The organism is Streptomyces hygroscopicus (assembly GCF_026168105.1).
In the GTDB taxonomy this organism is placed as follows: Bacteria; Actinomycetota; Actinomycetes; order Streptomycetales; family Streptomycetaceae; genus Streptomyces; species Streptomyces hygroscopicus_D.
Genome location: NZ_LBMW01000009.1, coordinates 132,979 through 146,034 on the forward strand (window position 1 = coordinate 132,979; position 13,056 = coordinate 146,034).

At 71.6% G+C, this 13,056-nt stretch carries 11 protein-coding genes; 9 read left to right on the top strand and 2 right to left on the bottom strand.

Annotated features, from left to right (window positions below; all coding sequences use genetic code 11):
* Window positions 1–77: 77 nt before the first annotated feature.
* Both AAW14_RS12255 and AAW14_RS12260 read left to right on the top strand, forming a co-directional pair.
* A complete protein-coding gene (locus tag AAW14_RS12255; protein WP_265563051.1) occupies window positions 78–2,231 on the top strand; it encodes a serine/threonine-protein kinase in 2,154 nt (717 codons plus the stop codon).
* 109 nt (window positions 2,232–2,340) lie between these two features.
* The gene (locus tag AAW14_RS12260) at window positions 2,341–3,873 is read left to right on the top strand and encodes a substrate-binding domain-containing protein (protein WP_265563053.1); all 1,533 of its coding nucleotides are present in this window, start codon (window positions 2,341–2,343) and stop codon (window positions 3,871–3,873) included.
* Window positions 3,874–3,897: 24 nt separating this feature from the next.
* On the opposite strand, the gene AAW14_RS12265 is transcribed toward AAW14_RS12260, so the two are convergent.
* Window positions 3,898–4,638: an SLATT domain-containing protein gene (locus AAW14_RS12265; protein WP_265563055.1), complete on the bottom strand. Its 741-nt coding sequence runs from the start codon at window positions 4,636–4,638 to the stop codon at window positions 3,898–3,900.
* A gap of 366 nt (window positions 4,639–5,004) precedes the next feature.
* Between AAW14_RS12265 and AAW14_RS12270 the strand changes: the two genes are divergently transcribed.
* The 7 genes from AAW14_RS12270 to AAW14_RS12300 all read left to right on the top strand — a co-directional run bounded on the left by AAW14_RS12270 (window position 5,005) and on the right by AAW14_RS12300 (window position 12,006).
* Window positions 5,005–5,343, top strand: coding sequence for a YbaB/EbfC family nucleoid-associated protein (locus AAW14_RS12270; RefSeq protein ID WP_265563057.1), 339 nt, complete (start codon window positions 5,005–5,007; stop codon window positions 5,341–5,343).
* A 108-nt stretch (window positions 5,344–5,451) separates the two neighbouring features.
* Complete coding sequence (gene recR / locus AAW14_RS12275; protein ID WP_265563059.1) at window positions 5,452–6,051, top strand: recombination mediator RecR; 600 nt, start codon at window positions 5,452–5,454, stop codon at window positions 6,049–6,051.
* Window positions 6,044–6,703, top strand: coding sequence for a DUF5063 domain-containing protein (locus AAW14_RS12280; protein WP_265563061.1), 660 nt, complete (start codon window positions 6,044–6,046; stop codon window positions 6,701–6,703). The genes recR and AAW14_RS12280 overlap by 8 nt, the downstream gene beginning before the upstream one ends.
* Before the next feature lie 313 nt (window positions 6,704–7,016).
* Window positions 7,017–8,294 (top strand): aspartate kinase, encoded by a 1,278-nt coding sequence (locus AAW14_RS12285; protein ID WP_265563063.1) that lies wholly within the window; start codon window positions 7,017–7,019, stop codon window positions 8,292–8,294.
* Between the two features lie 40 nt (window positions 8,295–8,334).
* On the top strand, window positions 8,335–9,402 hold the full coding sequence (locus tag AAW14_RS12290; RefSeq protein ID WP_265563065.1) for an aspartate-semialdehyde dehydrogenase: 1,068 nt from the start codon (window positions 8,335–8,337) through the stop codon (window positions 9,400–9,402).
* A 514-nt stretch (window positions 9,403–9,916) separates the two neighbouring features.
* Window positions 9,917–10,513 carry a SigE family RNA polymerase sigma factor gene (locus AAW14_RS12295; protein WP_265563067.1) on the top strand — a complete coding sequence of 199 codons (597 nt, stop codon included), beginning with the start codon at window positions 9,917–9,919 and terminating at the stop codon, window positions 10,511–10,513.
* A gap of 464 nt (window positions 10,514–10,977) precedes the next feature.
* Complete coding sequence (locus AAW14_RS12300; protein WP_322741065.1) at window positions 10,978–12,006, top strand: hypothetical protein; 1,029 nt, start codon at window positions 10,978–10,980, stop codon at window positions 12,004–12,006.
* Window positions 12,007–12,191: 185 nt separating this feature from the next.
* On the opposite strand, the gene AAW14_RS12305 is transcribed toward AAW14_RS12300, so the two are convergent.
* On the bottom strand, window positions 12,192–13,055 hold the full coding sequence (locus AAW14_RS12305; protein ID WP_265563071.1) for an SURF1 family protein: 864 nt from the start codon (window positions 13,053–13,055) through the stop codon (window positions 12,192–12,194).
* Between the last annotated feature and the right edge of the window lies 1 nt (window position 13,056).

The window sequence follows — 13,056 nt, forward strand, 5'->3', positions numbered from 1 at the left end:
CGGCTGTGGCCGACTCTCCCCGTGCGGCGGCACTATCCTCGGGCTGTCGCACACGCAGGGGGGTAGGTGACGCGGCGATGCAGAAGCTGGGGGACGGGGATCCGCAGCGTATCGGGGGCTACCGGCTGCTCGCACGGCTCGGGGCCGGTGGCATGGGGCACGTGTATCTCGCCCGGTCCGACAGGGGACGTACCGTCGCCGTGAAACTCGTGCGGCGGGAGCTGGCCGAGCAGGAGGAGTTCCGGGCCCGCTTCCGTCAGGAGGTGCAGGCCGCGCGGCGGGTCGGAGGGTACTGGACCGCGCCCGTCCTCGACGCCGACACCGAGGCCGCGATCCCGTGGGTCGCCACCGGCTATGTCGCGGGCCCCAGCCTGCAGACCGTCGTCTCGCACGACCACGGCGCCCTGCCGGAGCGCTCCGTGCGCGTCCTGGCCGCCGGACTCGCGCACGCTCTCCAGGACATCCACGCCGCCGGGCTCATCCACCGCGACCTCAAGCCCTCCAATGTCCTCGTGACCATCGACGGGCCCCGGGTCATCGACTTCGGCATCGCCCGCGCCCTGGAGACCCTCACCGGCGCCGGGCTCACCCGGACCGGCGCGTTCGTCGGCTCGCCCGGGTTCATGGCACCCGAGCAGGTGCGCGGCGACCGCATCACGCCCGCGTGTGACGTCTTCTGTCTGGGGTCCGTCCTCGCGTACGCGGCCACGCGCGCCCTTCCCTTCGGCGGCGCCAACAGCGGGGTGCACGCCCTGATGTTCCGCATCGTGCAGGAGGACCCGGACCTGGAGGGCCTGCCGGAGAGCCTCGCCGACCTCGTACGCGACTGCCTCCGCAAGGATCCGGCGGCCCGGCCCACGCCGGCGCAGATCCTGGAGCGGGCCGGCGCCGAGGACACGGTCTCCGACGGCCGCACCCTGGACCCCTGGCTGCCCGGTTCCCTGGTCGCCCAGCTCGGCCGCCACGCGGTGCGGTTGCTGGACGCGGAGGACCCGGAGGAGGCGGGCGCGACCGGCCCGGGAGGCTCCGTGCATGCCGCGGGGGCCACGGGCTCGGCCGGTCCGGCGAGCGCGGTGGCGTCGGCCGGAAACGGCGCCCCTGGTGTCCCTGGTGCGCCCGGCGCCCCTGGTGCCGTCGGGGCAGCGGCGGGCGTGGAGGTGGGTGCCGAGGGCCCCCACGAAGGCAACGCGGGCCCTGCCGACGGCGCCCCGGCGGTTCCGGGCGCCCGGACGGCACCGGCTGCCCCGAATGCTCCCGTGGAGCTCATCAAGCAGCACCCGGGGGCCAGGGCTCCCGAGGTCCCTCCCGAGCACGCCCCCGCGCCCGACGGTGCCGTCCCGCCACCGCCCGGTCCGCCGCCCGGTCCGCCGCCCGGTCCGCCGGCCGGGCTGGACCGGATGCCCACCCAGGTCGCGGGCCCCGGTCCCGGCCCGGGTCCCATGTCCTTGCCGGGCGCAGCGCCCGCCGCCCACCCCGCCCACGGCCACCCGCAGCAGCACCCCCAGCCGCCCGCGTACGGCTATCCGCAGAACACCGACGGGTGGGCCGGTGCCCCGGCCACCGGCTACGGCGGCGCCCTCGGCTCGACACCGCCGTACGGGCCGCCCCCGTACGGACCGTCCTCCTACGGCGACCCGGGACAGCAGGAACCCGCGCGGCGCAGCGGCCGTTCCACGGCCGCGCTGATCGTCGTTGCCCTGGTGGTCGCGCTCGGCGCGGGCGGTTCGGTGTATGCGCTCATGCGTGGCGACGGGACGGGCAAGCACAGCGGCGGGGGCCCGTCGCACACCGCCGCGGCCACGACCACCGGGCCGAGCTCGGACGCGCCCTCGACCCCGGACAGCGCGAGTCCCACGTCCCCGTCGCCCGCCGCCGGGTCCGTGCCCGAGGCCTACCTCGGCACCTGGACCGCCGCCATCGACAACTCCGGTGGGCACAGCACCCGCCGACTGGTCGTCCAGCAGGGCAAGGTGGGCGACACGGTGCTCTCCCTGACCGCGGACGGCCCGGCAGACGGTGGCACGTACCACTGCGTCTTCCAGGCGCAGCTGGCCGCGGAGCCCACCGTGGGCGGCCCGCTCGAGATCGGATCGTCCACCGTCACGGTGGGCCGGCCGGCGTCTTCGTGCACCCCGGGGGCCGCGACGGAACTGATGATCCTCCCGGACGGCCGCCTCAAGCGCGTGAACACGGCCAACGGCGACTCCCTGACGTACACGAAGGAGGGCTGACCGCCCGGAAATCCTTGCCGAACGCCCGCTGAACTTCCCGACCCAGGTCCGGAATGTCCCCCCGGTGGGCCGTACCGTGTCCGCACCGTCGGCTCGGGGGAGTGGCCAAGTGACGTGGCTGAGTGCGGAGAACGTCGTCGCCGTGGGGACCGCGGTCCTCGGTATCGCGGCATCGGCGGGCATGGTCTGGTACGAGCGCCGGGTGCCGCGGCGCAAGAGGATTGGGTACCGGGTCCAGATGGACAACCCGATCGGCGAGAACGTGCGCTCGGGCCTGGCCAACGTACGGCTCGGCTGGTTCGACGAGGCGTCCGGCATGGACGACGCCACGTTCGTCCTGCTGCGCATCGAGAACGACGGCTCGCAGGGCATCGCCGACAACGACTACACGGGACGCGAACTCCACGGCCTGACCGCGGTGTTCACCGACCGGACGGTCCGTGGGGTGTCGGTCACGCAGCCGTCCGGAACCGACCACCTCATGGACCACTTCACCCCGGCCGCCGGCTTCGGCTACGAGGGCAACACGCTGCGCATCCCGCGCGTCCCGCTCAACCGCGGCGACCACTTCAAGCTGCTCGTGCTGCTGTCGGGAGGCGACGTCGGCAGCGGAATCCGGCTGATCGGCGGTATCCGCGACGGCGAGGTGCGCCCCAACCGCAGTACGACACCGGACGACAAGCCGCCCCTGTTCAGCCGCGCCTCCCGGCTGATCACCGTGCTGCTGACGGTGTGCGTGGTCACGCTGGCCACCATCGTGGTCGCCCGGGACGACACGCGTCCGCCCATCGGCTGTGCGAAGGGGACGCTCACGGTCACCGGGTCGACCGCGTTCGAGCCCGTGATGCAGGAGCTGGCGAAGAAGTACGAGAAGGACTGCGCGGGTTCCACGATCACGGTGGACGCGCACGGCAGTACCGCGGGCGTGCGCGAACTCGCGGCCGCGGGGCAGGCGTCGGCGAAGGGCTCGCCGCCGGTCGTCGCCCTCTCCGACGGCCCCAAGCCGGAGGGGCTGCCACAGCTGAGCGAGACCCGGGTGGCGGTGTCGGTCTTCGCACTGGTGGTGAACAAGGACGTGCCGCTCACCGGTGTGTCGCTCGCCGACGTACGCCGCCTCTACGCGGGCCGGATCACGAACTGGAAGCAGCTCGGCGGCCCCGACCGCCCCATCCTCCTGGTCAGCCGTGACGCCAACTCGGGCACCCGGCAGGTCTTCCAGCACCGGGTGCTGGGGCGCGGCGAGATCGCCAACTCCTCGCTGGACTGCGTCCACAAGGACGACGCGGCCGCGCCGGTCGTCCGCTGCGAACTCGACTCCACCGGGCAGGTGCTGAACACGGTCGCCACACTGCCCGGCGCGATCGGCTACAGCGAACTCAACCTCGCCGTCGGCCATCCGGGTGTGCGCCTGCTGGACCTCGACGCCCACCACCCGTCCGTCGAGGAGCTCGAACACGGCGGGACCGACTACCCGTACCGCGAGATCGAGTACGCCTACACCTACGGCCGTCCGCCCGCCGACTCCCTGGCCTCCAGTTTCCTCACCTACATCGGCCAGGGCAGCGGACAGAACGTCATCCGTACCCACGGCCACCTCCCGTGCGGCACACCGGTGGGCCTGAAGATCTGCGCCGAGAACTGACGCGTGGCCCGGACCCGCCCCGGCCTATCGCGCCTCCGGAGGCCGCTGTCGTGGCATGTTCGGCCGGGCCCCCGCGGGCGGGGCGAACCGTCCGGGCGCCGCACCCTCCGGCCGCGGCACGGCCGACCCTGCCGACTGGATCACCAGCGGCGCGGACCCAGCCCGGAACTCCGCCATCCAGTCCGCGGTCTCCGCCCGCACCAGCTCGGTGACGTCCTCCGAGAACCGCCGCAGCACCGAAAGGCACCGCTCCGCCGCCTCCCCCGCGGTCCCTTCCGCCGGGCCCAGCACCTCCCGCACGCTCTCCGAGGCCCAGTCGAACTGCAGTGCCTGCAGCCGCCGTTGCACGGCCTGCGCGGTCGCCACGTCCCTTATCCATCCGGACGTCACCCCGAAGTACCGGTCCCCGGCCACGCACGCCGCCCCCAGCAGCAGCGACAGATACGCCCATGGTGTGCCCCCGTCCGCCACCCCCGTCAGCTCGAGCAGCGGCAGCGCGGCCGCGCACACCGCCCCCGCCACCGCGCCCACCCGCAGCGCCCGCGCCCCGCGCCGCTTCCACACCCGGTTCTCGAGATACCAGGCCGCCGCCTCCAGCGCGCGGCGCTCCACCCACCGGTACAACTCGTCGAGTCGCTGCGCGGGATCCGCCCAGTCGCCGTGCGGGAACGGCCGCCCCATGAGGTCATCCGGCCGAAGCCTCGCGGCACCGTCGCCCCGCCCGTCCTGGAGCGGACCCTCGGGCTGCATCTCCGGCTGACTCACCCGGCACTCCCTACGTACGGCTGTGACGTTCCGCGAGTATGCCGCGGTGGGTGCGCCGTCCCCGTCGTGCACGTTTCGCGATGGACTCGTGACGCATGGTGCCGAAGCGCGGGACCCTTCCTACCGCCCAATGGGTGGCGGGGGCCGGGCTTTCCACGCTTTACCGCCTGGAAGTGGGCCTTGGTCGGGTATACAGCGACTCGCAAACTCACTCGAAAGAGTGCCGTCGAGGGCCCGGCCTGGGTCCGGACGGACTACTGGAGCGAGCGTCCCGGTGACCACGTAGGCTCGTGCCAGGCGGCAAAACCGCCCTGACAGCCGTACGAAACCCTGACAGCCGTACCGTACGAAAACCAGGAGCTGATCGTGATTCCCGGTGGTGGGCAGCCCAACATGCAGCAGTTGCTCCAGCAGGCCCAGAAGATGCAGCAGGACCTGGCGAACGCCCAGGAGGAGCTGGCGCGGACCGAGGTCGAGGGGCAGGCGGGCGGCGGCCTGGTGAAGGCCACGGTCACCGGCGCCGGTGAGCTGCGGGCCCTGGTCATCGATCCCAAGGCGGTGGATCCGGAGGACACGGAGACGCTGGCCGACCTGATTGTCGCGGCCGTCCAGGCGGCCCACGAGAACGCGCAGGGCCTTCAACAGCAGAAGCTCGGCCCGCTGGCCCAGGGGCTGGGCGGAGGCTTCCCGGGCCTGCCGTTCTGAGTCCACCGGCCCGTCCCTTCTATGAAGGGCGGGGGCCAACTACCGTACGTACCAAGAAACCGAGCCCGGCTACGGTACGTACCGCAGCCCTCCAGGAAAGGCAGTCCGTTGTACGAAGGCGTGGTCCAGGACCTCATCGACGAGCTGGGTCGGCTGCCCGGCGTGGGTCCCAAGAGCGCGCAGCGGATCGCCTTCCACATCCTGCAGGCCGAGCAGACGGACGTACGCCGGCTGGCCCAGGCCCTGCTCGAAGTGAAGGCCAAGGTCCGTTTCTGCGCGACCTGCGGCAACGTCGCGCAGGAGGAGTTGTGCGGCATCTGCCGTGACACGCGTCGCGACCGGTCGGTGATCTGTGTGGTGGAGGAGCCCAAGGACGTCGTGGCGATCGAGCGCACGCGTGAGTTCCGGGGCCGCTACCACGTCCTGGGCGGCGCGATCAGCCCGATCGAGGGTGTGGGCCCGGACGATCTGCGTATCAGGGAGCTGCTCGCGCGGCTGGCCGACGGCACGGTGACCGAGCTGATCCTGGCCACGGATCCGAATCTGGAGGGCGAGGCCACGGCGACGTACCTCGCCAGGATGATCAAACCCATGGGCCTCAAGGTCACCCGCCTGGCCAGCGGCCTCCCGGTGGGTGGCGACCTGGAATACGCGGACGAGGTCACCCTCGGCCGCGCCTTCGAGGGGAGACGACTCCTAGATGTCTGACGCCACGCTGCACTCCACGACGCAGGACCCGGACGACTTCGCGGTCCAGATCGCCGACCAGGTCGAGAGTTTCCTGGTTGCCGTCACGGAGGTCGCGAAGGGCGACGAGCCGGACTCGGCCGTCCCCTTCCTCCTGCTGGAGGTCTCCCAGCTCCTCCTGGCGGGCGGCCGCCTGGGCGCACACGACGACATCGTGCCGGACGAGCGCTACGAGCCGGACCCTGGCCCGGAGCCGGATGTGGACGAACTGCGCGAACGCCTCGCGGCCATGCTGGACCCGATCGATGTCTACTCGGAGGTCTTCGACCCCTACGAGCCGCGCAGGGCGCCGGTGCCGGCCCGTATCTCCGACGACCTGGCGGACGTCATCACGGACCTGCGCCACGGCATGGCCCACTACCGGGCCGGTCGCACCACGGAGGCCCTGTGGTGGTGGCAGTTCTCGTACTTCTCCAACTGGGGCTCCACCGCGTCCGCGGCGCTCCGCGCGCTCCAGTCCGTGGTCGCGCATGTGCGGCTGAACCAGCCCCTGGAGGAGCTCGACGGCCTCGACACCGACCAGGACCCCGGCGACGAGACCCTCGCGGAGGAGGCGGGCCGGGTCATGGCGAAGGAGATCGCGGGCCCGCTGGGGCTGCGGCCGGTCAAGTAGGGCTGTCGACCGCGGCCTGCCCCAGGACCTGAAACTCAGTCGCAGCTTCTCTGTGACACGCGGCACGTTCCGAGTAGGGAGCATCGGGCGGGGCAGGTGCGGTCCGGGAGCGGCCGGAGTTCCCCGTGGAATGCGGCGATGAAAACCGTCGTACGTCCGTGGTACGTCCGAAGAAATCCGGGGTGATCCTTGGGTGAGCGGGACATCTCACCATGCGGTTTACCGGAAGGACATTTCGGCCGCTCGATAGACTGAGCCGACCGCACTGCACATGCGCAGGTGCGGAAAGAGACGGACTGAGCGAGGAGCGCACGTGGGCCTTGTCGTGCAGAAGTACGGAGGCTCCTCCGTAGCCGATGCCGAAGGCATCAAGCGCGTCGCCAAGCGGATCGTGGAAGCGAAGAAGAACGGCAACGATGTGGTTGTCGTGGTTTCCGCGATGGGCGACACGACGGACGAGCTGATCGATCTCGCCGAGCAGGTTTCCCCGATGCCTGCCGGGCGCGAGCTCGACATGCTGCTGACTTCCGGAGAGCGGATCTCCATGGCACTACTGGCCATGGCGATCAAAAACCTGGGTCACAAGGCCCAGTCGTTCACCGGCAGCCAGGCAGGTGTCATCACCGACTCGGTCCACAACAAAGCCCGGATCATCGACGTCACGCCGGGGCGCATCCGGACCGCGCTGGACGAGGGCAACATCGCCATCGTCGCCGGTTTCCAGGGCGTCAGCCAGGACAAGAAGGACATCACGACCCTGGGCCGTGGCGGCTCCGACACGACCGCGGTGGCGCTGGCCGCCGCCCTCGACGCCGAGGTGTGCGAGATCTACACCGACGTCGACGGCGTGTTCACCGCCGACCCACGCGTGGTGAAGAAGGCCCGGAAGATCGACTGGATCTCCTTCGAGGACATGCTGGAGCTGGCCTCGTCCGGGTCCAAGGTCCTGCTCCACCGCTGTGTGGAGTACGCGCGCCGATACAACATCCCGATCCACGTCCGCTCGTCCTTCAGCGGGCTGCAGGGCACGTGGGTCAGCAGCAAGCCGATTCAGCAAGGGGACAAGAAGGTGGAGCAGGCCATCATCTCCGGTGTCGCGCACGACACCTCCGAGGCCAAGATCACGGTCGTCGGTGTGCCCGACAAGCCGGGCGAGGCCGCCTCGATCTTCCGCGCCATCGCCGACGCCGAGATCAACATCGACATGGTCGTGCAGAACGTGTCGGCCGCGTCGACCGGTCTCACGGACATCTCCTTCACGCTCCCGAAGACCGAGGGGCGCAAGGCGATCGACGCCCTGGAGAAGGGCAGGACCGCGATCGGCTTCGACTCCCTGCGTTACGACGACCAGATCGGCAAGATCTCGCTCGTCGGCGCGGGCATGAAGACGAACCCGGGTGTCACGGCCTCCTTCTTCGAGGCCCTGAGCGACGCGGGCGTGAACATCGAGCTGATCTCGACCTCGGAGATCCGCATCTCGGTGGTGACGCGTGCGGACGACGTCCCGGAGGCGGTCCGCGCGGTGCACTCCGCGTTCGGCCTGGACTCCGAGAGCGACGAGGCCGTCGTCTACGGAGGCACCGGCCGATGACCGCCCTCCCCGGTGGGGGCACGGGGCGTACGGAGAGCCGATGACGGCGCGGACCGGCAGGCCGACGCTCGCGGTCGTGGGAGCGACCGGAGCCGTCGGCACGGTCATGCTCCAGATCCTGTCCCAGCACGCGGACATCTGGGGCGAGATCCGCCTGATCGCCTCGCCGCGCTCGGCCGGCCGCAAGCTGGCCGTACGCGGCGAGGAGGTCGAGGTCGTCGCGCTCTGCGAGGAGGCGCTGTCCGGCGTCGACGTGGCGATGTTCGACGTGCCGGACGAGATCGCGGAGCGATGGGCACCCGTCGCCGCCGCCGCGGGCGCGGTCGTGGTGGACAACTCGGGCGCGTTCCGCATGGACCCCGAAGTCCCCCTGGTGGTACCGGAGGTCAATCCACATGCCGCCCGGGTGCGTCCGCGCGGCATCGTCGCCAACCCCAACTGCACGACCCTCTCCATGATCGTGGCCCTCGGTGCTCTGCACGCCGAGTTCGGGCTGCGCGACCTGGTCGTCTCCTCGTACCAGGCCGTCAGCGGCGCGGGACGCGCGGGCATCGACACGCTGCGGCAGCAGTTGTCCCTGGTCGCGGGTACGGAGCTGGGGACGAACCCCGGTGACGTACGGCGCGCGGTGGGCGACAACACGGGACCTTTCCCGGAGCCGGTCGCGCTGAACGTGGTGCCGTGGGCCGGGTCGCTGCGCGAGGACGGCTGGTCCTCGGAGGAGATGAAGGTCCGCAACGAGACCCGCAAGATCCTCGGGCTGCCGGAGCTGCGCGTGGCCGTCACGTGTGTACGGGTTCCGGTGGTCACCGCACACTCCCTCACGGTCCACGCCCGCTTCGAGGGCGAGGTCACGGTCGACCGCGCCCGCGAGATCCTCGACACCGCGCCCGGTGTGGTCCTCTGCGACAACCCGGCGGCGGGTGAATTTCCCACGCCCGCGGACGTGGTGGGCACGGATCCGACCTGGGTGGGCCGGGTACGCCGCGCGCTGGACGATCCCACGGCGCTCGAGCTGTTCGTGTGCGGCGACAACCTGCGCAAGGGCGCGGCGCTGAACACCGCACAGATCGCGGAGCTGGTGGCGGCGGAGTTCGGGACGTCGTAGGGCGCGGCCTGGCCCGGTGCCCGCGTCGGCAGCCATGTCCGTACGATTTACGGCGACAGGTGTCCGGTGGCCGAGAATCTTCCTGGCCGTTGACTGAATCCTTTGTAGGATCGGTGTCGTTTCCGATGGGCCGGTTCGATGGTCCGGCCACCTGATTCGATGGTCCTACCACTTGAATCGGAGCCTCCAGGCGTTCGAAGATTTCTCTCCCCGCCCTCGCAACCGTGCGCAGGGCGGGGAGCGTCTTTGCGGTCGCCTTCCGGGGGGCCGGGCACCACCACACACGGGGCATAGGGGAAGAGCTGGTACGGATGAGGGCACTTGACGCTCGGTCCTGTGTGCTGGGGGGCGCACAAAGGGACGTGCAGACGGACCTGCCGCCTGACGCGAACGTGATGCCTGTCGCGTACAACCCTGGTGGCGGGAGACGTGTCCAACTGGCGTGGCAGAGGTACTCGAATTCACCGCGGTACGGACAAGGGCCAGGACCATTGGTCCGACCCGCCGCCCCCGCATGCCCGGTCCGCCCGGCGGCATGCCGGTGATCGCCCCCATGCCCGCAGCGCGGCCCGCCCGCATACCGGACCAGCGCGAGAGCGCTGACGAGACGATGGCCGCCGGCACCACGGTCGACCATCTGACCGAGACCTACCGCGCCCACTACCGCTCCCTCCTGGGCCTCGCGGCGCTGCTCCTCGACGACACCGCGTCCTGCGAGGACGTCGTGCAGGAGGCGTTCATCCGCGTCCACTCGGCGCGCAAGCGGGTCCGCGACCCGGAGAAGACGCTGGCGTACCTCCGTCAGACCGTCGTCAATCTCTCGCGTTCGGCATTGCGCCGCCGCATCCTCGGCCTGAAGCTGCTGTCGAAGCCGATGCCGGACATGGCGAGCGCGGAGGAGGGCGCCTACGACCAGCTGGAGCGCGACTCGCTGATCAGGGCGATGAAGGGCCTGCAGCGCCGCCAGCGCGAGGTGCTGGTGCTGCGCTACTTCGCGGACATGACCGAGGCACAGGTCGCGGAGACGCTGGGGATATCGCTGGGATCGGTCAAGGCGTACGGATCTCGCGGCATCGCTGCGCTCCGGGTCGCCATGGGAGCACCGGCATGAGCGAGTACGACGAGCGTTGCTCCGCCTCCCGGGGGCGCGACTCCCACGAACGACACGAGCCCTATGAGTGGCATGAGCCGACAGAACGGCCCGAGCCCCACGAGGACGACCACGAGCACCATGCTGGGAACGGAACTGTGAACCACCGCCCCGACGACCAGGGCCGCCACCAGGCCGGACCGGACCGTGCCGCTCCCGGCGCGGGTGCCCACGGCCCTGGCCCGGGCCCTGACGACGGCTTCGGCGCCGGGCGGGATCGGCTGATGGCAGCGCTCGGCGACCTGGGCCGGGCGGGCCTTCCGGGCCTGTCGGACGACGGGGCTGGGGCCGGTGGGGCCGGAGTCGACAGGCCGGGGGCAGGTGGATCTGTCGGGGCCGGGGGGTTCGGGTTTGACAGGTCCGGGGCCGGTGGGTCCGCGGCCGGTGGGACCGGACCGGGTTCGGGGCGGGATTCCGGGCAGCTCGTGGGTGCGCCCGACGGGCCGGATGCGGTGCCCGACGGGCTCGGTTCGGACGAGGTGGCGCTGCGGCGGATGCTGCACCAGGCGGTGCGCGACATCGAGCCGAGCGACGGCACCCTGGAACATCTGCGGCGCGCGGTGCCCGTCCGGCGGGCGCGCAAGCGCCAGGCCGTGGTCGGCATGGCGGCCGCCGCCCTGTTCATCGGCACGGCGATCCCGGCCCTCGTCCACGTCTCGGACGCCACCGGCTCCGACGCCGACCCGTCCATCGCGGGCCAGGCCTCGCAGGCCCAGGGCGGCACAAGCCAGGGCAAGGGACCGGATGGCGGTTCCAGCGGCTCGGCCGGTTCCTCCGGCACGTCCAGGGAGAAGGGCAAGGACGGCCAGAAGGGCAAGGAGGACAAGAGCAAGGGCGCGAGCAGCGGGGCCACCGGCGGCGCCAACCCGACGGCCTCCGCGCAGAGCGCACCCTCGTGCACGGCGGCCCAGCTCGGCGGGGCGACCGCCACAGCGGGCGCCCCGGACTCCAACGGCGCGGTCTACGGAACGTTCCGCGTCGCCAATGTCTCCACCACCAGCTGCACCGTCTCGGGCAGCGGCAGCGTGTCCACGCTCGCCCAGGGCGCGGCGGACCCGTCCAAGATCAGTGTGGTGAACCATGTCGCGGGCGACGCGGCGACCGGCCTGCCCGCCCCCGCTCAGGAAGTCACCTCCCTGGTGCTCAAGCCCGGGGCGGCTTACGAGGTCAAGTTCGCCTGGGTGCCGTCGCAGACCTGCCCCACCAGCGGCGGCAGCACCGGCGGCGCCTCCCCGGGCCCGAGCCCCTCGGACTCCGCTACCGCGAGCGGTGGCACGAGCACGACCAGCGGAGCCGCCGGCACCTCACCGCAGATGGTGACGGAGGACGGTGTGGCCGAGGGCAGCGTGGCGGTTTCCCACACCCCGGAGACCGGCTCCGCTACCGCCACGGCGACCGTCCCCAACGCCTGCGCCGGCACGGTCTACCGCACGGGGATGCTGACCGCCTCCTGACAGCGCCGCGCCGGTAACCGCCTGGCGGCCGGGGGGAGGGGCATGGCAGCGGGACAGACGTGCGGTGGTGTGGCGGTGCATGCGGGCGCTGGTGCGCCCGGTGCTGTGGGGTGCGGGCGTAAGGCGGTGCGGTGGGCCTGTGGAGGGGCGGTCGGTTGGCGGCGGCCCCGGCGGCGGTCCGGGCCTCAGGCCTTGGCGGTCCGGGCCTGGTTCTCGCCGGCGGCCGCCTCGCTTCCGGCCGCCTCTTCACCCGAGGCCGGGGCGGCCCCGGCGCCCGCGCCCTCCGGCGCCTCCGTAACGAGCCCCAGTTCCGCGTCCCGGGCGTACTCCACCTCACGGCGCAGCAGCCGGAACCACATGAAGACAGTGAAGCCCGCGAAGACGAACCACTCGCCGGTGTAGCCCAGGTTCTGGAACGCCTTCAGGTCCAGCCCGGTCCCCGCGGGCGCCGACGCCGGTACCGCCTTCATCCCGCTGTCGGCCTTGTCGAGGGTGATCCACGCGGGATACACGTCGTACGGCACCAGGTTCACCAGTGACGCCGAGCTGATCGCCGCCGTCTGTCCGGCGGGCAGCCCGCCGCCCGCGCCCACACCGTTGGCCCCGGGGCTCTCCGGGGCCTGAAGCGCTCCCGTAACGGTGACCTCTCCGGTCGGCGCGGCCGACGCCTTCGCGGGGTCCGCGTCACCCGGCAGCCAGCCCCGCACCACCGGCAGCGCCTTGCCTCCGTCGGTCCGCAGCATCGTCAGCACGTAGAACCCGCGCCTGCCGTCCAGCTCCCGGTCCGGAACCAGCAACTGCTTCCCGTACCGCCCCCTGGCGGTGGCCCGCTTTGCGGATGTCTGCTCGTCCACCGGCAGTAGCTGCTGCAGCGGCCGGGCCGCCTCCTTCCGGGCCGCCGAGACCTGCTCATTCGCCGTCCGCTGGTCGTGCACCCGTGCCTCGAACCGACTCAACTGCCACGACCCCATGAAGATGCAGAAGGGGATGGCCAGCAGTACGAAGACGTTGATCCCCCACCAGCGGGGCGTCAGCAGAAACCGGTACACG

Excerpts from the sequence above, each read along its gene's own strand:
- AAW14_RS12255 (WP_265563051.1), top strand. The coding sequence starts at position 78 with ATGCAGAAGCTGGGGGACGGGGATCCGCAGCGTATCGGGGGCTACCGG.
- AAW14_RS12280 (WP_265563061.1), top strand. The coding sequence starts at position 6,044 with ATGTCTGACGCCACGCTGCACTCCACGACGCAGGACCCGGACGACTTC.
- AAW14_RS12290 (WP_265563065.1), top strand. The coding sequence starts at position 8,335 with ATGACGGCGCGGACCGGCAGGCCGACGCTCGCGGTCGTGGGAGCGACC.
- AAW14_RS12295 (WP_265563067.1), top strand. The coding sequence starts at position 9,917 with ATGCCCGGTCCGCCCGGCGGCATGCCGGTGATCGCCCCCATGCCCGCA.